The sequence below is a fragment of the Enorma massiliensis phI genome, assembly GCF_000311845.1.
Classification (GTDB): domain Bacteria; phylum Actinomycetota; class Coriobacteriia; order Coriobacteriales; family Coriobacteriaceae; genus Enorma; species Enorma massiliensis.
The window spans coordinates 344,178-364,135 of sequence record NZ_HE978575.1 but is presented as its reverse complement, the minus strand read 5'-3'; the positions used below and the strand labels follow the sequence as shown (position 1 = coordinate 364,135).

Below are 19,958 nucleotides of genomic sequence, written 5' to 3'. Positions count from 1 at the left end.
ATATCGCAGAGTGTGCAGAATCGTCCGGCAGGTAACGTAAACTATAGTTTACGTTTCACAGGGCTCGCTAGTTATAAAGAGAAGGGTCGTTGTCACAAGATGCAGAGCGCTCGGCACGAGAACAAGCGAAGCGAAAGCCGCCGAGAGCCCGCGATTTCGCGCGGCGCGGGTCTCGCTTTGCGCAGCAAAGGCCGCGCTTCCCGCGGGACAGGCCACGGCCTTCGCGCCGCAGACCCCGATCCCCGCAGCGCGAGCCGCGCCTCACACGGCAAAGACCCAGCCTCGCACATACTCGACCTCAAGAATGCCGCGTCTACCGCGGGCGGCACGCACCATCTGCTCGTGCTCGACATCGATGATCCGGCATCCGGCGGCCCCCTTCTTACCGTCCCCGAGGCCCAGGCGTTATCGGACCTCCTCCGCATGGCGAAGGCGGCGCGCGAGAAGCCCCACGCACTCGCCGCGCCCCGCATACTGCTAGCAGCAGCAAGCTCCTACTCCGCGCATGAGGTGGTGCGGGCCTTTTCGCAAGCGGGTCTTCCCTCCCCACGCGTCATACTGCTCGACGCCTACGAAAACCCCGCGGTGCTCGCGCAAGCCGATGCCACAACAAAGCTGGCGCAGGCTTCACTCGCAAGCGGCAGCCGGTTGCAAGACGCTATCGTGATAGCCGCCACCCCATACGACCTGCCCCTTCTCTCTGAGGCAGGCACCGCTTATGCGCTTGAAGGGGCAGGGAACGCCTGCCGCGCCGCAGCAGACTTCACCTTCCCCGCACGCCGGAAGGGAGGGCTCGCCCAAGCGCTCGCCTACCTCTGTCACAACCTTTTTCCGAGTGAAAGCAATCACGGCGGCGTCGTTCCCTTCCGTCCGCTAGATGCCGCCGAGCACCGCACGTAACTCTTTTCCAGCATGACGGGCGCCGAGCCGCGTTGCTACGAAGGCCCGGCCTTGGACGGCGGGGAGAAGGGCCTCATGGATGGCTGCAGCAATCCCGGCGTGGCGGACGGTATCCAGCGCGGCAGCCGCTTAGTGGAAGCTGCTATCGTGGCGATTTCCTCTGAGGAGATAGTTAGATGCAAGCTTGGCCCGGTTTGGGGCGGCGCAGCGCCAACCCCTCCCAAAACCCAGTCTCCCCGTCGCACATTGGGCAACGGGAAATTCGCCGGAATCCCCACCCGCGGCTTCATCAGTTTTCATGACCTCAGCCGCCCAGGCGAGGGATGCGGCAATCCATAGCGAATGCGAATCTCGCACACGTCGTCTCAGCCGTCCAGACGAGGGCGCGATCGGGTCGGATCCGAGAAACCCCATGCACCTGCCCCGGGTCTCCGGGTCAGTGTTATCCCAGGGAACCGCTGTTGACGCCTTCGGGGGCGAACGTGATTGCAGCTTTTGGGCACTTCGCCGCGAGGGGTCCGAGTAGCCGTGTCACGACCGGGAGGATGCCAGCCGCCTGAGCTGCGCCTTTTCCCTCCCCTTCGTTCGCCTGTATCCGCCGCCGCACGAAGAAGTGCCCAAAAACTGAAATATCAACGGTTCGGATGCCTCCGGCGTCCAACAAGCAGCGTTTTTCTAGAGGGCGAGGCTGAATCCCCGCTCAAAGAACGCCGCAGCGAGCAAGTAGATATTGCAGACATTCAGCAGCCCCGTCATGACGAGCCCGCTGCGAATCGAGCGACGATAGGTGAGCTCCGTCGCAACGCGGGAGTCGCGGATCGAGACACCCGCCTGACGGCGCGCGGTAAGAATCATACCAACCCCCAGAAGCAGGCAGATTCCCGGAGCGAGAAAGAGCTCGTACCGGCTAGCGTAGCGTGTGGGCTCGCCGCCCGCGCCAAACGCCATTGCCACCGAATCCGGAAGCTGCGGAATCACGAAGAAGGCCTCTATGAGCGGAAGCACCGCGAGCACGATGAGGACGATGGTGAGGTAGCCGTTCGTGCGACCGAAGCGAAACATGTATTACCGCCTATCTATCTCTTGATAACCCCGCGGCAGCAACCGCCGCGCATGCGTGCTACACGTTAAACCGGAAGTGTACCACGTCACCGTCGGCCATGATGTAATCCTTGCCCTCGATGCGGAGCTTGCCGGCCGCCTTAGCGCCTTGCTCGCCACCGAGCTCAACGTAGTCATCGTAGCCAATGACCTCGGCCTTGATGAAGCCGCGCTCGAAGTCCGTATGGATGACGCCGGCCGCCTGCGGGGCCGTGGCACCCTGGCGCACCGTCCAGGCCTTGACCTCCATCTCGCCGGCAGTGAAGAAGCTCTGCAGGCCGAGCAGCTTGTAGGCTGCCTGTGCGAGCACGTCCAAGCCGGGACGCTCGAGGCCGAGCGACTCCAGGTACTCCGCCGCGTCCTCCGGCTCGAGCTCCGAGAGCTCCGCCTCCACCTTGGCGCAGATGGGGATCGGCGTCACGCCGTCGATGGGCTCGAGCTCTTCGCCGAGCATATCCTCGTCCACATTCGCCACGTAGAGCATCGGCTTCATGGTGAGGAGGAAGAGCCCCTTCGCAGCAGCGCGCTCCTCGTCGGTCATCGCCATGGCGGCGGCACGGTTGCCCTCGTTCAGCCATGCGACCAGGCGCTTCGCCACCTCGAGCTTGGGCGCGAGCTCCTTATCGCGGCGCGCCTCCTTCTCGAGCTTAGGAATCTGCTTCTCGAGCGTCTGAATGTCGGCGAGGATGAGCTCGGTCATGATGGTATCGGCGTCGGCCGCAGGGTCGACGAATTCGCCCGTGCGCCCCACCTCGCGCATGACGTTGGGGTCCTTGAAATAGCGAACAACCTCGCAGATGGCATCGGTCTCGCGAATGTTCGCAAGGAACTGGTTGCCCAGGCCCTCGCCCTCGTTCGCACCCTTCACCAGGCCAGCGATATCAACGAACTCCACCGTGGCCGGCACGATGCGCCCGGGGTGGACGATGTCCGCCAGCGCCTGCAAGCGGTCGTCGGGCACGTCCACGATGCCCACGTTGGGGTCGATGGTCGCGAACGGGTAGTTGGCAGCAAGGCCGCCCTTCTTGGTAAGCGCGGTGAACAGCGTCGACTTGCCCACGTTGGGCAGGCCTACAATGCCGATGGAAAGAGCCACGAGATACCATCCTGTCTTGTATACCAGCGAAGCGGTGCGACGCGTGCGCCCCACCGCTCCCGTCATCGGTTTGCACCGTCTGATTATAAGGCCCCGCGCAGCGCAGCTCCACCCGTAAGCGGACGTTTTTGCCACCCCGCACGCACGTCGACGGCGACGAGGGGCAGCTAGTCGGCGAGCTTCTCCACGCGGTCAAGCGCGGCGCTGAGCTTTTTCTTGGCCTCGGCCTTCATCTTCTCAGCCTCCTCATGCGCCTTCGCTGCCTCGGCGGCCTTCTTCTCCGCCTCGGGATCAGGCAGCACGAGCTCCGCCGCGTCATGCTCCACCATGGTGAGCGCATGCCTTTCGCATACCTCCGCACACAGGCCGCACCCCACGCAGTACGTGGACTCCACCGCAAAGCGACCAGAATCGGTGATATCGCAGGCGTGGAGCGGGCAGGCCTCTATGCAGTCGCCGCAGAGCGTGCATTTCTCGAAATCGCATACGGGCGTGCTCACCTGCACGTTCGGGGCAAGCTCGGGATGCGCCTGCAGTGTCGAGAGCAGCAGCTGCCTGCCCTGGGTAAGCACGCGGCGTCGTCTCTGCGATGTCGTGCCGGTAGCGGTCGCAAGCGTGCGCTCGAGCGCAGAGAGTTTCTTGGTGTGGTCCTTGATGCGCTGCGAGACCGTCGTCACCGCCGCCGTCGCTGGGTTCAGCTTGGAAACCGCCAGGCCGGTGGTCTTCATGATCTTATCCATGTATTCCTTGCGCTCGAACTCGCGGCGCTTGGTGCAGGAGAGCTCCTTCGCGTCGACCTCGAGGCCCATGGGCCTGCCGGACCACTCCTCCGCCGTGGCGATGGCGTCGCCCAGAAGCTCCTCGCCCTGTGCGTTGCGGCAATTCTCGCAGATGTCGAGCGGCAGGTACACGCTCACATTGGGGAAGTCCATAAGGATGGAGAACCAGGTCTCGGCCGTGACCTCGCCCACGCACCCGAGCACGACCTCGTTTTCACGCGGGATGCGCTTAAGGGCGCGCGTGCACGTTACATACGCCGTCTCATACGCCGCGGCGGCAGCGGCCACGGAATCGTAAAACTTCTTGGGACGGTGCTTCATGCCGTGGATAGACTCGGTCGGGCACACCGGCGCGCACAGCCCGCACTTACGGCAGGAATCGAGCACGTCGATGCCGCCGTCCTCAATCTCGATGGCATTCACCGGACAGATCTTCACGCATGCCCGGCACGAGCTCTTAGTCGACCGGCATGCAAGGCACGAGAGGGCGTTGGCCCGCGGCTTCTCCTTGTAGTCTGCCGGGTTCCACTCGCGCTCCTCGGGCTCGGGATTGCCCAAGAATGCGTTCGTAAGATCGCTGAACGGCTCGGTAATGCCGCTCAGGCCCTTGGTGATATCGATGATGTCATCGAACATGTCGCGCTTCTGCGCCATGCGAGTTCCTCCCCTTGAACGGATGCCCGCGCATACCCGCCGCATCCGTATCGGACGTTTCGATGCGCACTATTGTACGGCACCCGTTGTGGAATCCGCATGCACGACATGCTCCGCGATTCTTTCCAAGAATGACCGAGACCGCTGCCCTGATTCGCGGCATAATGTGAAGTGTGTATGTGGAGCCATGCGGCCGGATGCGATACATCGTGCGTACAGCGCCCGCCCGACACAGAGAGAGGACTCACTATGTTTTGCCCTAAATGCGGAACCCAGCTTGCCGATGATGCCAAGTTCTGCGGTGCCTGCGGTGCACAGGTCCAGGCGCCCGCCAATACGACGCCGGCGCCTGGCGCTGCGCCCGCGCCGATTCCGGGGCCGGCCCCCACGTCGAACCCGTCGCCCGTTCCCGGGCCGGTGCCACCCCAGCAGCGCGCCCACGAGCTTCGGCGGCTCCTCGCTCGCAAACCTTGCTTCGGGCAACGCCGCGCTCTTCCGCATCATCAAGCTTGTAGCCGGCGCGATCATGCTCGTGAGCTTCTTCTTGCCGCTGTACGGCATCGCGGGCATCGTGAGCATCAGCGCCATGCAGATGACCTTCGGCATCACCGTCATGGGGTCGCACCTCGACGGCGAGTTCATGAACATCCTGTTCCTCGTGCCCGGCATCCTCTGCCTGCTGGGCGTGTTCGTCCTGAAGGAGAAGCAGGGCAACATCCTGAACATCATCGGTGGCATCGGCGCGCTTCTGCTCGTTTTCGTAATCTCCGGTCAGGCCAACGCCGAGATGGGCGGCTATGTGTCCGTGAGCTTCGAGCTCGGTGCGTGGCTCTACATCCTCGCCGGTATCGCAAGCATCGCCGTCGGCGTGCTCGACATGATAAAGTCCAAGTAGGAGCGCAGGCATCTGCCTTGCACCGTGTGTGACCGCCTCGAAGTTGGCGCGATCCACTTTGAGAAGCGGGCGCATGCGCCTCGGATGCGCAGGCGATTCACGTCGAGAAGCGCAACCCATTTGAATTAAGCGAACGGCGCCGCAGCCCGATATGAGCTGCGGCGCCGTTTTTGCATGCGGGGCGTATGATATGGCATCCGCCCCGCCTTTTACCGTGCGTTATCTCAAGCCTTAGTACAGCTTGGCACCTGCCGGAATGGCATCATCGACCATGAGGAGGTTTAGGCGCTCCTCGGCGTCATCGCCCTCGCCTTCCGCGTGCACGGCACTGATGAGCATGCCGCATGAATCGATGCCCATCATCTTGCGCGGCGGCAAGTTGGTGATGGCGATGCAGGTCTTGCCCACCAGATCCTCCGGCTCGTAGTACATGCTGATGCCGGACAGGATCACGCGGTCCGTGCCCGAGCCGTCGTCCATGGTGAACTTCAGCAGCTTCTTGCTCTTGGGCACCGGCTCGCAGCTCTTGATCTTGACCGCACGGAAATCGCTCTTGCTGAACGTATCGAAGTCCACGAAGTCCTCGAAGAGCGGCTCGACCACGATCTTGGACGGATCGATGGTAGGAATCTTGCTCGGAGCGATGGCAACGCCCGCCGCACCATCCTGAGCCGCCTGCGCGGCATCCTTAGCAGCCTGTGCGGCGGCACCGGAGACGCTTCCCTTCTCGGGGCGCATGTGCGGGAACAGCAGCACGTCGCGGATGCTCGCGGAATTGGTGAGCAGCATGACCACGCGGTCGATGCCGATGCCGATACCGCCCGCGGGAGGCATGCCGTACTCGAGCGCACGCACGTAATCCTCGTCGTACTCCATGGCTTCGTCGTCGCCGCCGGCCTTCTCCTCCATCTGCTTGGCGAAGCGCTCGGCCTGGTCCACCGGGTCGTTGAGCTCGGAGAACGCGTTGGCATACTCATGGCCGGCGATAACCAGCTCGAAGCGGTGCGTGAGACGCGGGTCGTCCTCGCGGCGCTTGGCAAGCGGGCTCACCTCGACGGGGTAATCGCACACGAAGGTCGGGTTGATGAGGCTCTCCTCGCCCTTCTCGTCGTAGATCTCGGCGATGAGCTTGCCCGCGCCCCAAGCGGGGTTGACGTCGATGCCGCACTCAGCGGCCGCAGCGCGAAGCTCCTCAATCGGCGTATCGAGGTTGAGCTCACGACCCATGACCTCGGAAACAATCTCCGTCATGGAGCGGCTCGGCCACTCGCCGAAGAGGTCGATCTCCTGGTCCTGGTACACGATGGCACCCTCGAGCCCGACCGCCTTCGCGGCAGCCTTGATGACGCCCTCGGCGAGCTCCTTCATGCCCTCGAGGTCGCTGTAGGCGCGATAGGCCTCCATGGTGGTGAACTCGGGGTTGTGCGTCTGGTCCATGCCCTCGTTGCGGAAGATGCGGCCGATTTCGAACACGCGCTCATAGCCGCCCACGAGCAGGCGCTTCAGGTGCAGCTCGGTAGCGATGCGCAGATAGCACTCCTGGTTGAGCGCGTTGAAGTGCGTGATAAACGGCTTCGCGGTGGCGCCGCCCTGGATGGTCTGCAGGATGGGGGTCTCCACCTCCATGTAGCCGTTGTCCTCCATGTAACGGCGGAAAGCGCTGACAATCGCCGAGCGCTTGCGGAAGGTCTCGCGCACGTCGTCGTTCATGATGAGGTCCACGTAGCGCTGGCGGTAACGAGTCTCCTTGTCGGAGAGGCCGTGGAACTTCTCGGGCAGCGGGCGGACCGCCTTGGAGAGCAGCGTCAGGCGCTTCGGAGCGATGGAGAGCTGGCCGCGCTTGGTGCGCACGATCACGCCCGTCACGTTGATGATGTCGCCCAGGTCCAGGTCCTGCAGCAGGGCCCAGTCCTCCTCGCGCATCTCGTTGATGCGGCAGAAGAGCTGGATCTCGGCGGTGGTATCGCGCACCACCACGAAGGCGATCTTTCCCTGGCCGCGCTTGGCCATGATGCGGCCACCGATGCTCACCACGTCATCGGTGTCTTCGCCCGCCTCGAGGTCGGCATACTTGGCCTCGATGTCGACGACATGCGCCGTAACCTCGGAATGCTCCGGATACGGATTGCCGCCGGCCTCCATGATGGCAGCGCGCTTGGACAGGCGATGGGCGCGCTCGTCATTCAGCGTCGACACCGCCTCCGGCGCGTTCTGCGTGCTCTCCTGCGTCTCGCTCATATCTTGTTGCTCCTTGCTATCTGTGGGCCCCATGTGCCCAGAACGTCATGTAAAACTCGGTGCGACCCCGCTGGAACTGCAAACCGAATCGCCTCGATGCGGCCCCGCCAGCGCCGCGAACCAAAAAGCTCCCCGAGGCCTCGCGGTCCCAGGGAGCATGCATTCGGCTCTGCGCTCGACCCGGGGCCTAGCGCGCGATCTTCGTAATGGTGTAGGTACGCGTCTTGCCAGACGGCAGCACGACCTCGACGGTCTCGCCCACCTCATGGCCCACCAGGGCGGAGCCCACCGGAGACTCCATCGAGATGCGGTTCTCGAGCGAATTGGTCTCGCGCGAGCCCACGAGCGTGAAGTCGTGAATCTCGCCATCGGCGTCGACGACGGTCACCGTGCTACCGAGCGTAGCGCCAAGAATGCCCGCCGCGTCGAACTCGGCCACCTGGGCGAGCGTGTTGCGGATCTCGCGGATGCGGGCCTCGTTCTTGGCCTGCTCCTCCTTGGCATCATCGAACTCGGAGTTCTCCGAGAGGTCGCCGAAGTCGCGCGCGACCTTGATGCGCTCGACAATCTCAGTCCTATGTTCACCCTCACGCCACGCAAGCTCCTCTTCGAGCTTCTTGCGGCCCTCGTCGGTCAGTGCCTCGCCATTCGCCATGCGGAAGACTCCTTTAACGCCGTTTCTACCATCGACCCACCATAATAACGGCCGACCGCCCGCGTGGGGAGGTCGGCCGCATGCGCTCTATAGGAAGAACAAAGCTCCTTGATGAAGGCTGCGCCTTACTCGGAGATGGGGCCCTCGTCCTCGCCGGACTCCTTCTTCTTCTTTGCCTCGGCAAGCTTCTCCTCGAGCTCGCGAATCTCGCGGTCCTCGGCGCTCTCCTCGGGCTCCTCCTCGGTCTTATCGTCGCCCGACATGCCCTCACGGAGGTTCTTCACCGTGGAACCAAGCGACTTACCGAGCTTTGGAAGGTTCTTGGGCCCGAAGATGACCAGGACCACGACCAGGATGACAATCCACTCAAAACCTTTAGGGATCATAACGATTTCCTCCAGTTACACGTCAAACAAGCTCGAAAGAGTATACCGCGCGAGCGTTGCTCGGACAACCGCGCCATATTATCAACGCGTCTAGGCAATCCCTCCGAAACACCTTCCTATACTGGCAAAACATCGCCCGACGGCACGGTTTGGCCATCGGGCGATGTAAGCGTTCGGTAAGGCTGGATGGCCCTGCGCTTGCTTAGGAGCGGCTTGAACCTCCTGCTTAGCCAGCCGTTTCCTCCTGCTTCATTGCTGCCCTACAGGACGAGCATGAGCACCGTGAGCACGGCAGCGGTCACCAGGGTGAGCGCGATGAAGAACTTAAGCGTAAGCTTGAGGAACGTGGTGTAGCTCGTGTGCGCGAGCTCCAGGCCCGAGACGATAACGCCGTTCGTGGGGGTGATCATGGCCACGACGCCGTGCGCGGCGACGTAGATCATGATCATGATATCGGGCGAGAAGCCGAGGTTGTCGGCAAGCGGCCCCATGATGGGCATGGAAACCGTCGCCATGCCGGAGCTCGACGGGATGAGGAACGAGAGCACGAAGTAGAGCGCGTAGCTCGCCGGGGCGAAGACCACCGCGGAGACGCCGCGCAGGGCGTTAGCAGCGGCGTTGAGCACGAAGACATCGAGCCCGGTCTCGGCCATGAGCACCGAGATGGCGCGGGCCACGGCGATCACGAGGGCGGTCGAGATCATGGTGGAGCAGCCGTCGATGAAGGTGTTCACGATCTCCTTCTCGGACAGGCCGCCCACGAAGCCGATCACGATCGAGATCACGAAGAACCAGATGCCGCACTCGGTGAAGTACCACTGGCCAAGCGGCAGGCCGGTCAGGATGGCGCTCCAAGCCGTCGAAGGATCGTCGGCCGTGCCGCCGATAGCGAAGATGTTGATGCCGAAGCTCTCCCACGGAATGAACGACACGATCATGATGAGGAACGAAAGCGCGAACAGCACGAGCACGAGCTTCTGCTTGCCCGTGAGCACGGCGTTCTTAAGGTTCGAAGCCTGCTCGTCCTCAAGGGCGCGAGTCTCGTCGGCATAGGCAGCGTCCATGCGAGCGAGCTCATCGGCCGTCATGGCAGAGCTGGAGCGGTCGGCCTTGACCTTCTTGGCATAGTTCATCACGAAGGCGATGCCCATGACCTCAGAGATCACGAAAAGCAGGAAGCCCACGGCGATGAGCGTGCCCTGATTGACCGCGATGCCCATGTCGGTGAGCGCCGAGGACGCGATGGCGATCGAGAACGGGTTCACCGTGGAGCCGAGCGTGCCCAGGCCGGCGCCCAGAAGCACCACGAGGGCGCCCACCATGGAATCGAAGCCCATGGCGAAGGTCACCGATGCAAGCAGGATGTAGAAGGGGATGGTCTCCTCCATCATGCCGTAGGTCGAGCCGCAGATGCCGAATGCGAGCATGAGCACCGGGATGAGCAGCGTATCGCGGTCACCAAGCTTGCGAACGAGCGTGGCGATGCCCGCATCGAGCGCGCCTGTCTTGTTCACCATGGCAAGGAAGCCGCCGAGCACGATCACGAAAAGGCAGACGTCGATGGCGTTCTTGAAGCCGTCGAACGGTGCGCGCATAACCTGGGCAAGGGTTGCGCCCGTAACGTCGGGCGTGAATGCCGCGACGATCCAGGTGCAGATAGCAACGAAGATCAGGCACCCGATGAGGATGGTGAACGAGGTCGGCATGCCCCGTTTCTTCTTTTTCTTGACAGCTTCGGCCATGAGTCCTCCTTTTCCGCCGGCTCATCCGTAAAGCCAGCACGTACAACCGTTGTTTGCTGAGAATATCGTAGGTCGGATGCAGGCGTGCGCGGGCGGGCGCAACGAAACCTCGAAATGGGGTGCGTCGAGAGCGCGGCCGTTCTCCAGCCGCACGGCTCTTCTCCATAGGACCGCGCGCGTCAGCCGCGCACTCGACGCCCCACGTGTGCCCCGCCGCGCGAAGTCGTCCTACTCCGCGTGGCGACTCAGATAGGAAAGCGCGCTGTTGGCAAGCAGGGCAGAGCCCTTCCAGAACACCGTCTCGTCGAACTCGACGTTGGGATGGTGCATGCCGCAGCCCTCGTGCCCCGGCAGCGTGCCCGTGCCGAGGATAAAGTAGGTCGTGGGGGCGTTCTCGGCGATGATGGCAAGGTCGTCGGTGCCGGAGAACGGCGCTTCGAGCTCCTGCACGGGCTCATCGAAAAGCTCGTTCGCATAGCCCACGAGCTCCTCAGTAAGCGCAGGGTCGTTGTAGGTGTTCGGCACGCCGCGCAGGAAGTCTACGGTCGCCGTGCCGCCAAACGCCTCGGCGATGCTCTTGACCATGCGCTGCGCATGCTCCTTGAAGCCCTGGCGCACGCCCGCATCCTGCGTGCGCAGGGTGCCGAGCATAGAAGCGCTATCGGGAATCACGTTCGCGGCGCGGCCCGATTCGATCCTGCCGAACGTTGCCACGCACGTCTGCGTAGGATCGACCTCGCGCGCGATCAGGTTTTGGAAACCCTGGTAGATATGGCAGGCGATGTTGATGGGATCGATGCCCTGGTGCGGGGTGGAGCCGTGCGCGCCGCGACCGGTGATGCGCACATCGATATCGTCGATCGACGAGAAGATCGTGCCCTTGCGCGTATAGATGGCGCCGGCATCGAATTCGAGCGCTTGCACGTGCAGCGCCGCCACCGCGTCGACATGCGGGTTCTCGAGCACGCCGGCCTCGAGCACCGCGTCACCGCCGCAGTACTCCACAGGAGCAACACCTTCCTCGTCGGGCTGGAAGAGCAGCTTTACGCAACCCTTCAGCTCCGCCTCATGATCCTTCAGGATCTTCGCCGCGCCAAGCAGCATAGCGGTGTGCGTGTCATGGCCGCACGCGTGCATGTTGTTATTCGTTGAGGCGAACTCGAGCCCCGTAATTTCCTGAACCGGCAGGGCATCCATATCGGCACGAAGCATGAACACCGGGCCGGCCGCCGGATCGCCCACCTGCGCGAGGAGCGCGCCCTGGCAGGGTGACGAGACCTCATAGCCCATTTCCTCCAGGCGCCCGCGCACGTAGGCGCACGTCTCGTCCAAGTCGAAGCCGAGTTCCGGGTGCTGGTGCAGCCAACGGCGATCGCGCACAATCTGCTCCTGCAGCGCCTTTGCCTCATCGATTACGGTACTCATCACATCGCTCCTTTACTTTGCATATGCCCCGCTTGACGCGATGGGTTTGGTCGTGAAACGATACTAAAGCATTGCTCGCCCGAACGCATGGGCGCGCGCCACCATGTTTCATGCGTCGGAAAATTCACCCGGCACATGTGAGCGCGAACGGTACGAACGAGCAGGTAAACGGTATCACCCCAAATGGGTGAGGGAGGTTACATGGCCGAAATGCGCAAAGAGTTGCCCGCGTTGCCGTGGTCGATCGCCGTGTTTCTCGTCGCGCTCGTCTCGCTTGTCATGCTCATGCACAACAGCGTGCTTCTGCCCACGGCGTCCACGGACCTCATGAATGTGAGCGTGTTTATCTCGGGCCTGCTCTATGTTCCCGTTGCCATCGTAGCGCGGCGATGCCCCAAGGCGCTTTCGCTTGCGGGCTGCTCATGCGCGGCTGCCGCGTGCGGCGCGGTCGCGATGCTGCTGTGGCAGAGCGTTCTTGCCAACCCTACCGACGGAACGCTCTTCCTTGTTACCGATACGCTCTTCAACGTGAGCCGAGGTTGGGGAACCATTCTCGCCGCACTCGCGCTCTCGCGCATACCGCGCAACGCGCCCACGATGGTGGCCGCACTTGCCGGCATCGCGATCTCGTACGCCATCTGGCCGCTTCTGCGCTCCGCCACCGAGGCCGCGCCGGCTCTGTTCGGCATTATCATGCTCGGCATGCTCATAGGAACGGGCGCCGTAAACCAGCGCGACCTCTTCGCCCGCATTCGCGAGGCGGCGAGCCCCCGCGACCTCGAAACGACGAACCCCTTCTCGTTCGTGCCGCTCTCGAGCAAGCTCTTCGTATGCATAGCCCTGTTCGAGACCACCTTCGGCTACGCCACCGCCACGCGGTTCAACGCCATGCAGGGTTGGCAGTATGCGCTGCTTGCACTCGCCTACGGTGCGCTTCTGCTCGTATGGAGCCGCGCGCGACGCTTCACCTTCGATGAGGACGCTGCGTTCCGGCTCTGCACGGTAACCGTAATCGCCGGTTTCCTGCTCACGCCAGCGAGCTCCTTGCCCACGTCGGTAACCTCGACGATCATCGAGGCCGGCTCAGAATGCTTCTACGCGCTCATGTTCTCGGTCCTCGCGAGCATCGCGGCGCGCAATCCCACAGGTGCTCTCGCCGTGGTGCCCTTGGGGTTCGCCGTCTCGTCCTGCTCGTCTGCGGTGGGGTTCGCTGCCGCCGAGAGCATCATGGCTGCGCAGGCGAATGGTTGGACGGATGCCTTGCTCATAACGAGCGCCTTGCTCTCAATCGTCATCTTCTGCTTCGTGTGGATCGGGCTCGACGGCTTTCGCTTCCGCCGCTTCTTCCAGGCGATCGTTCCAGCTGAGGTTGCCGAGGAGCGGCCCGCGCGCACGCCTTCCGACGACGCCCAAGGCATAGAAGCCGCGCTGCACTCGCTTGCCGAACGTCATGGTCTCACCGCCCGCGAACGAGAGATCTTGGGGCTGCTCGCCCGCGGACATAGCGGGAAATCGATCATGGAGCGCCTCACCATCTCGGCGAACACGGTGAAAACGCATACACGCCACATCTACAAGAAGATTGACGTCCACAGCCAGCAGGAGCTTATCGATTTGGTTGAGGAGCTTGCACATGCTGCAACGAGATAGCAAAACAGGCCAGAGCTCATCGCCCTGGCCTGCCTGAATTCGCTGGTCGGGTTGACTGGATTTGAACCAGCGACCCCCGCGTCCCGAACGCGGTGCTCTACCAAACTGAGCCACAACCCGTTAGCAGAAGGTATGTTAGCAGAACGCGCGCCACAATGCTAGCAAACTTGCAAAGAGAGTCCGGACTTCTCCATCGTTGCTGCGCATGACCACCATCCGCACTTCGAATCAGCGTCGCACGCGATGTGCTCAGCGGCCTCCCTACTCTCGCAGAGCGCGAACGAGCAGGCGCCGGAACCAGTCACCTGGGCGGCAAGCACCCCATCCTGGCCACGCAGCCACGAGACAACGCCTGCGATCTCGGGAGCGATCGCGCATGCCGCGGGAGCAAGGTTATTCGCTATGTGTGCCGGAACCTCGGCGGCATCGTGCGCCCGCAGGACCTCGAGCAGCGGCTCGAGCGGGGCGGCGGCGGGCGGGTCTTGGTCGAACACCTCGTAGGCCTCGCGGGCCGTCACACCGGCGCAGACGGGCTTCACGAGCACGATAGGCGCGCCCGCAAGCGGCTCAAACGCCTCGCGCAGGCGGTCTCCCGCACCATCGCAATAAGCGAGCGCCCCGTACAGGAAAAAGGGAACATCGGCGCCAATGGAGCGAGCGATGGCATCGACACGCTCATCCCTCGGGTTGATGCCCCATGCATGGCAGAGGCCCATGAGCGTCGCCGCGGCATCTGATGATGGGCCGCCCAACCCCGCACGCAGCGGAATATGCTTCTCGATCACAATCTCAAACGATGGCTCTCGCCCAAACGCCTCTCCCAAGGCACAAGCCGCCCGGTAGGCGGTGTTATGCTCCATGGGAAAATCTGCCTCGGGAACGGTGCGCACCGTAAGGCGCTCTGCCGGCGCAAGCGTCACAACATCTGCTAGGCTCGTCGCTGCCATGACCGAATCAACGCAATGATAGCCCCGGTCATCTCGCTGCGTGTGAACACCGAGGTACAGGTTAATCTTCGCGGGCGCGGTAACGACAAGCGCCCCTTTGGATGCATCGGACGCGCTAGTGCTCATCGGACTGGTTACCGAGCGGCGTGAAGATATGCTCCCCCGATTCCGGGTCGAAGAGCTCGACCGTACCGGTGAGCACGTCGACGTACTGGTAGCTCTGGCGCGAGGTGCGGCCACGACGCTCGTTCACCTCGACGATGAACACAGCGGGGTGAACGGTCTTGACCGTGCCCATGCGCTCGATAACGCGGGTGCGCCCCATGTTGGCCTTGACCTTCACGCGCTCGCCCACCATCTGTGCGAGCTTGTCCTTGATTTCGTCGACGTGGTTGACCTCGAGCTCGTCCATTACTATGCCTCCCGTAATGCGCCGAAAATTGGCACAGTACTCCCAAGTTAGTCAAAACTGATTCAGTATAGCAGCGTGAAAAGCTTGCTAAAACCCCCGGTACAGGAACGTCACATACCGGTTGACGGCTCGCCCGCGCCCGGCCGCACCACGCAGATGGCAGCACCGAGTTGGCGGCGGCACCGTGAAGGGGGCAGCGTCGGGTTGGCGGCGGCACCGTGAAGGTGTGCAACTCCAGGCAGGGAGGGCACTTCTCAAGCCCTCGACGCGCATGATCCGCCGCACCAACCCGGCCGCGCCGGGAAAGGTGTACATGAGCGTCGCAAAAAGCCTCATTTCAAACTTTTTTTGACGCTCGTGTACACCTTTTTGGAACGAGCCAGATATATCGCTGGGCTACTAGGGCTGCTGAGATGAATGAGTGCATGTTCGCGGGGCGGAGAGAGCAGCGTCACGCCCAGAGCGAGCGCACGCAGCCTAGCAGGGCGCACTACAGCGCATCGGTGCCAAACAGGAGGACGCTACAGCGCATCGGTGTCGAGCACGATGGTGAAGGGCCCGTCGTTTACAAGCTCCACCTGCATGTTCGCGCCAAACGTTCCCGTGGCAACGCGCGAGACATCTTGACGTGCCAGCTGCACGAAGTACTCGTAGAGCTCGTTTGCGTGCGCTGGGTCGCCCGCGGCGGTGAACGAGGGCCGGCGCCCGCGGCGGCAATCCGCAAAGAGCGTGAACTGCGACACCACGAGCACCTCGCCACCTACATCGTCAATGGAACGGTTGGTTTTGCCATCCTCGTCTTCCATAATGCGCAGACCGAAAAGTTTCTTCCAGAGACGGTCTGCCTCCGCGCGCGTGTCGTCGGCACCAACGCCAAGAAGGACGAGGTACCCTTGGCCGATACTGCCGGTTACCTCGCCGTCGATGGTGACGCTCGCCCGTGTAACGCGCTGAACGACCGCCCTCATTGCATGCCCTCCTCCGGGGTAGCAACCTGCAAGGAGACGCGCTCGGCATCCTCGACCGGAGCGGCGGCTCCCTCATCCGCCAGCGCAGAGGCATCGCGCCGGGCGCTGAGCTTGGCGCACAGGTCTTCGAGCGCATGGAAGCGGTGGCTGATGGCGTTTTTCTCCTCCGGCGTGAGCTCGGCCATGGTCTTACCCGGCGTGTCATCGGGCAGGAAGAGCGGGTCATAGCCAAACCCGTGCGTGCCGCGCTCGGCATGGCCCACCACGCCCTCGCAGGTACCCTCGCCCATGGTGACGAGACCGTCGGGCTCAATGAAGGCAATCGAGCTCACGAAGCGCGCCGTGCGCGCAGCATCCTCAACCCCCTCTAGCTTGGCCAGAAGCTTGGCATTGTTGGCGGCATCGTCGCCGTGCACACCGGCGTAGCGCGCCGAATAGACGCCTGGTTCACCGCCAAGCGCATCGACCATGAGGCCAGAATCGTCTGCAACTGCCGTGAGGCCCGTTGCCGCCACGGCCGCCTCCGCCTTGATGATTGCGTTCTCCGCAAAGGTGGTGCCCGTTTCCTCCGGGTCCTCGAAATCCCCGAGCTGAGAAAGAGCTACGAACGTCATTTCCGGAAGCGCGCGCCCCAAGATTTCCTCGATCTCGACGAGCTTATGCGCATTCCCCGTGGCAACGACCACCGTCCGCGCCGGATCGAGCACAGCCGCATCAATCTTTTCTAACGCCATGAGAACTTCTTCCTCTCCTATCGCGCTGCGATAAAACCGCTTGCCTACGAACCGCACCTGCCGGAGGACCCGCATGGTTCCACGCAAACGTCCTCGCCGCGGCAAACGTTATCGAACATCCTACGGAACGGTCCGCCGCATATCATCCCGTGCTCAAACATTCTCGTCGCATCGGCAAAGCCGATGCTCCTGCGAAACTGCGCGCGGGACGATATGCGGCGGCCCTAGAAGGGCAATCGGTGTTTCCCAAGCAAACATTCCACAGCCGCGAAGCGGCGAGGACGTTTGCGCGGAAACTTCTGATTGCACATAAGGGACTCCCTAGGAGCACTCTCAGCTAGTCCTCGTCCCGAAACGCCGTAACCTGGTTCTGGAGCCCGATCAACTTCTCGATGCCCTTATCGCCCAGATCGAGCAGCCTTCCGAGCCGCGCCCGATCGAATGGCGTGCGCTCGCCCGTGCCCTGAATCTCGACGATCTCTCCCGTGTCGGTCGCCACGAGGTTCATGTCCACCTCAGCACGAGAGTCCTCACGGTAATCGAGGTCGAGCAGCTCGCAGCCATCAACTACGCCCATCGAAACCGCGGCTACCTGGCCCGTAAGCGGCAGACGCGCGATCTTTCCAGCCTCGACCCACGCCATGAGGGCATCGTGCAGCGCCACCCAAGCGCCGGTCACCGCCGCGGTACGCGTGCCGCCGTCTGCCTGAATTACATCGCAGTCCACCGTAACCGTATACTCGCCGAGGGCGCGGAGGTTGGTAACGGTGCGCAAGCTTCGGCCAATGAGACGCTCGATCTCCATCGAGCGGCCCTTGCGGCTCGCCCGCTCGCGCGGCACACGCCGGCCCGTCGAGGCGGGAAGCATCGCGTACTCCGCCGTAACCCACCCGGCGCGGCTCGCACGGCGCCAACCGGGCACGCCCTCCTCGATCGTCGCCGCGCAAAGCACACGGGTATCGCCGAACTCCACGAGGCACGACCCCAGCGCATGCTTGAGCACCTCGCGGGTAAGCGCAACTTCGCGCATCTCGTCCATCGCGCGGCCGTTTGCGCGATCGATTTCCATATAATCCAAGGTTTCCTCCCCATCGTATCTCACTATGGCAAGAACCGGCCATGCCGGCTCCCGTATGACAGGTTTTGCGGGCTGGCGGCAAGCCGCCCGCTGCCGAGCGGCCGACCGTCCCTGCGCCCTGCTGATCATCCCCGCAGCCCAGCGGCAGGTCGCCCCGGGGCCCGCGGGCCCCGCAGCCTCACGGCAGACCCCACAGCGGGCGGGCCACAAGGCCTAGCGGCAGACCCCACAGCAGGCGGGGCCCCAAGGCCTAGCGGCGGTACATCTCCTCAAGCTCGCCAAGGTCTACATGCACGATGCTCTTGAGCGGTTGCCCGAAGATAAAGCTTCCCGCTGCCGCGAACTCGGCAATGTTATCCGAGGTTGTTGCAAACCGGTGTTGAGGCTCCACATCGGCCGCGGCAAGCTGCCCGCGGCGGTGCAGGATGTCTTTGAGCTCGCGCGTGGTCTCCTCCGCAGACGACACCACCCGCACGCCCGTGCCAAGCGCATGGCGGATGGGCCCTGCAAGCAGCGGAAAATGCGTGCAGCCGAGCACCACGGTGTCCACCTCGGTATCGGCGATCGGCGAGAGCGTCCTCGCTACCTCGAAACGAATCTCGGGGGTATCGAAGATGTCGCCGTCTTCGAGCCAACGCTCCTGCAGATGCGCGCCCGTGGCCAGCTCGCGCTCGACGATGTTCACGAAGCTTGGAGCGGGGCACCCGTATACGTCCACGCCCGCATCGAGACTCTGGATGGCTCGCGTGTATGCGCCCGACCGCACCGTGAGCTCCGTGGCGAGCACGCCCACCTTCCGCGTGCGCGTCGTGTTGATAGCCGCCCGCGCGCCCGGAGCAATCACGCCGATTACGGGAACGTCGAGCGTCTGCTGCGCCACGGTGAGCGCCGCCGCGGTCGCGGTATTGCAAGCGATCACGATGATCTTGACATCATGTGCCTCGAGCCAGCGCCCCGCTTGCAGGGCGAAGGTACGCACCTCGTTCTCCGAGCGCGGTCCATAGGGGCAGCGCTTCGTATCGCCCACGTAGTAAATCGATTCGTGGGAGAGCGACGTCGCAATCGAGCGCGCAACGGTGAGCCCGCCCAAGCCCGAGTCGAAAACGCCAATCGGGCGGTTATCGTAGGCGAGGGGGCTGACGCAGCGGTCATCCATCACATCCGCCTCCCCTGCGCCTCCAACAGGCAGCGCATGGCGTTCACCCAGCCATCAACGATGCGTCCGCGTGCCACCACGGTCTCGGGGTGCTTCTCGAGGAGAGCATCGGCGTGCGGGTCGGCCAGCGCATTCTCTACCATGATGAACTGCGCCACGGCGTCTGCCATGAGGAAATCGGACGACGAATCGCCGATAGCGAGCGTCTCGGCGCGGTCGATACCGCGAAGCTCGCAGAAGCGCTCGATGGCACGCCCCTTGCCCAAGCCCTTCGGCATGATGTTGAACGCACGGCCGCGCACCCCTTCAGGCAGATGGAGCGTTGTGGGCGCTGAGATGTAGTTGAGAAAACCGTTGTCGCCCCAGTCGAGCGCCATGCCCGAGGCGTCGAGCAGCGCGATCGCCTCCTCGTCTGGCACCTCGCCGCGCAGGCCGATGGTAACCTCGCGATGCTTATAGCCGTTCGACATGTCGTTATGGAATTCGATGAGCCCCGGCCAGCGCGAGATGAACTGGTCGCAAAGCCCGGTCTGCTCGATAACCTCATGCGGCGTGAGGCCGCAGGAAGGGTCGTAGTCCATCTCCGCCGTGAAGTACTCCCAGGTATCATGCGGGCGATCGATCATGATGATGCCGCCCATCTCACCGATGTACGAGGTGAGGCCAAGCACGCGCGAATCCTCGTGCAGCATGGAGCGGTTCCGGCCTGAGCACGGGATGACCTCGATGCCCGCCTGTTTGAGCGCGATGAGCGTCTCCACGAAGGCGCAGCTTAGCTCGCCCGCTGCGTTTGCGAGCACCGTGGAGCCAGGCCCCATCATCGTGCCGTCAAGATCCGTGAACACATAGCGCACGCGAGCAAGGCGCTCGCGCAGGGCCTCATCGGTCTTTTCGCCGTTGAGAGCCTCGGGCAGATAGGTAATCGGCATGCATCCTCCGCTTTGATCGTGGCTTGCGCGCAAATGCAATTGCGGTTTGTCCCTATCATAAGATATGTCCCGTTGCCGTCAGCGAGCGAATTCGGCTATACTCAGACTCCACGGGCGATTGGCGCAACGGTTAGCGCAGGTGCTTTACACGCACAAGGCTGGGGGTTCGAATCCCTCATCGCCCACCATAGTTCTTGTTGACCCTGCACACGC

18 protein-coding genes, 2 tRNA genes and 1 pseudogene are annotated in these 19,958 nt (G+C 63.1%); 5 read left to right on the top strand and 16 right to left on the bottom strand.

Features of this window, described 5'->3' with window-relative positions; all coding sequences use genetic code 11:
• The first annotated feature begins 177 nt into the window (after positions 1 to 177).
• Complete coding sequence (locus HGEM_RS08265; protein ID WP_154646833.1) at positions 178 to 900, top strand: hypothetical protein; 723 nt, start codon at positions 178 to 180, stop codon at positions 898 to 900.
• Positions 901 to 1,575: 675 nt separating this feature from the next.
• Here the strand turns inward: HGEM_RS08265 and HGEM_RS08260 are convergent.
• From HGEM_RS08260 to HGEM_RS08250, 3 genes are all read right to left on the bottom strand, one after another.
• Positions 1,576 to 1,962, bottom strand: a complete 387-nt coding sequence (locus tag HGEM_RS08260; RefSeq protein WP_019128958.1) for a DUF1648 domain-containing protein — start codon at positions 1,960 to 1,962, stop codon at positions 1,576 to 1,578.
• A gap of 58 nt (positions 1,963 to 2,020) precedes the next feature.
• Positions 2,021 to 3,097: a redox-regulated ATPase YchF gene (gene ychF / locus HGEM_RS08255; protein WP_035101870.1), complete on the bottom strand. Its 1,077-nt coding sequence runs from the start codon at positions 3,095 to 3,097 to the stop codon at positions 2,021 to 2,023.
• A 167-nt stretch (positions 3,098 to 3,264) separates the two neighbouring features.
• Positions 3,265 to 4,530: a 4Fe-4S binding protein gene (locus HGEM_RS08250; RefSeq protein ID WP_019128956.1), complete on the bottom strand. Its 1,266-nt coding sequence runs from the start codon at positions 4,528 to 4,530 to the stop codon at positions 3,265 to 3,267.
• Positions 4,531 to 4,707: 177 nt separating this feature from the next.
• Here HGEM_RS08250 and HGEM_RS10695 point away from each other — a divergent pair.
• Together HGEM_RS10695 and HGEM_RS10490 are read left to right on the top strand one after the other, a co-directional pair.
• A pseudogene (locus tag HGEM_RS10695) lies at positions 4,708 to 4,842 on the top strand (zinc-ribbon domain-containing protein); the annotation flags it as partial.
• Between the two features lie 214 nt (positions 4,843 to 5,056).
• A complete protein-coding gene (locus HGEM_RS10490; RefSeq protein WP_019128955.1) occupies positions 5,057 to 5,425 on the top strand; it encodes a hypothetical protein in 369 nt (122 codons plus the stop codon).
• Between the two features lie 231 nt (positions 5,426 to 5,656).
• On the opposite strand, the gene lysS is transcribed toward HGEM_RS10490, so the two are convergent.
• The 5 genes from lysS to HGEM_RS08220 form a co-directional block, all read right to left on the bottom strand.
• Complete coding sequence (gene lysS / locus HGEM_RS08240) at positions 5,657 to 7,663, bottom strand: lysine--tRNA ligase (RefSeq protein ID WP_019128954.1); 2,007 nt, start codon at positions 7,661 to 7,663, stop codon at positions 5,657 to 5,659.
• Between the two features lie 187 nt (positions 7,664 to 7,850).
• The gene (locus tag HGEM_RS08235) at positions 7,851 to 8,318 is read right to left on the bottom strand and encodes a GreA/GreB family elongation factor (RefSeq protein ID WP_019128953.1); all 468 of its coding nucleotides are present in this window, start codon (positions 8,316 to 8,318) and stop codon (positions 7,851 to 7,853) included.
• A gap of 125 nt (positions 8,319 to 8,443) precedes the next feature.
• Positions 8,444 to 8,704 carry a twin-arginine translocase TatA/TatE family subunit gene (gene tatA / locus HGEM_RS08230; RefSeq protein WP_019128952.1) on the bottom strand — a complete coding sequence of 87 codons (261 nt, stop codon included), beginning with the start codon at positions 8,702 to 8,704 and terminating at the stop codon, positions 8,444 to 8,446.
• Positions 8,705 to 8,964: 260 nt separating this feature from the next.
• Positions 8,965 to 10,446, bottom strand: a complete 1,482-nt coding sequence (locus HGEM_RS08225; protein WP_019128951.1) for a YfcC family protein — start codon at positions 10,444 to 10,446, stop codon at positions 8,965 to 8,967.
• Positions 10,447 to 10,674: 228 nt separating this feature from the next.
• Positions 10,675 to 11,871 carry a M20 metallopeptidase family protein gene (locus tag HGEM_RS08220; protein WP_019128950.1) on the bottom strand — a complete coding sequence of 399 codons (1,197 nt, stop codon included), beginning with the start codon at positions 11,869 to 11,871 and terminating at the stop codon, positions 10,675 to 10,677.
• 201 nt (positions 11,872 to 12,072) lie between these two features.
• On the opposite strand from HGEM_RS08220, the gene HGEM_RS08215 reads away from it, so the two are divergent.
• Positions 12,073 to 13,521, top strand: a complete 1,449-nt coding sequence (locus tag HGEM_RS08215; protein ID WP_019128949.1) for a helix-turn-helix transcriptional regulator — start codon at positions 12,073 to 12,075, stop codon at positions 13,519 to 13,521.
• 43 nt (positions 13,522 to 13,564) lie between these two features.
• Here HGEM_RS08215 and HGEM_RS08210 read toward each other — a convergent pair.
• The 8 genes from HGEM_RS08210 to HGEM_RS08175 form a co-directional block, all read right to left on the bottom strand.
• A tRNA-Pro gene (locus HGEM_RS08210) sits at positions 13,565 to 13,641 on the bottom strand.
• A 38-nt stretch (positions 13,642 to 13,679) separates the two neighbouring features.
• Positions 13,680 to 14,594 (bottom strand): 4-(cytidine 5'-diphospho)-2-C-methyl-D-erythritol kinase, encoded by a 915-nt coding sequence (gene ispE / locus HGEM_RS08205; protein ID WP_019128948.1) that lies wholly within the window; start codon positions 14,592 to 14,594, stop codon positions 13,680 to 13,682.
• Complete coding sequence (locus HGEM_RS08200) at positions 14,584 to 14,880, bottom strand: Veg family protein (protein WP_019128947.1); 297 nt, start codon at positions 14,878 to 14,880, stop codon at positions 14,584 to 14,586. The genes ispE and HGEM_RS08200 overlap by 11 nt, the downstream gene beginning before the upstream one ends.
• A 521-nt stretch (positions 14,881 to 15,401) precedes the next feature.
• Positions 15,402 to 15,848, bottom strand: coding sequence for a D-aminoacyl-tRNA deacylase (gene dtd / locus HGEM_RS08195; protein ID WP_019128946.1), 447 nt, complete (start codon positions 15,846 to 15,848; stop codon positions 15,402 to 15,404).
• Complete coding sequence (rdgB, locus tag HGEM_RS08190) at positions 15,845 to 16,582, bottom strand: RdgB/HAM1 family non-canonical purine NTP pyrophosphatase (protein ID WP_019128945.1); 738 nt, start codon at positions 16,580 to 16,582, stop codon at positions 15,845 to 15,847. The genes dtd and rdgB overlap by 4 nt, the downstream gene beginning before the upstream one ends.
• Positions 16,583 to 16,919: 337 nt before the next feature.
• Positions 16,920 to 17,660 carry a ribonuclease PH gene (gene rph / locus HGEM_RS08185; protein ID WP_022349681.1) on the bottom strand — a complete coding sequence of 247 codons (741 nt, stop codon included), beginning with the start codon at positions 17,658 to 17,660 and terminating at the stop codon, positions 16,920 to 16,922.
• Between the two features lie 250 nt (positions 17,661 to 17,910).
• A complete protein-coding gene (gene murI / locus HGEM_RS08180) occupies positions 17,911 to 18,816 on the bottom strand; it encodes a glutamate racemase (RefSeq protein ID WP_019128943.1) in 906 nt (301 codons plus the stop codon).
• Positions 18,816 to 19,745: an HAD family hydrolase gene (locus tag HGEM_RS08175; protein WP_019128942.1), complete on the bottom strand. Its 930-nt coding sequence runs from the start codon at positions 19,743 to 19,745 to the stop codon at positions 18,816 to 18,818. Before HGEM_RS08175 ends, murI begins: the two co-directional genes overlap by 1 nt.
• Before the next feature lie 112 nt (positions 19,746 to 19,857).
• Here HGEM_RS08175 and HGEM_RS08170 point away from each other — a divergent pair.
• Positions 19,858 to 19,933, top strand: a tRNA-Val gene (locus HGEM_RS08170).
• Positions 19,934 to 19,958 lie beyond the last annotated feature (25 nt).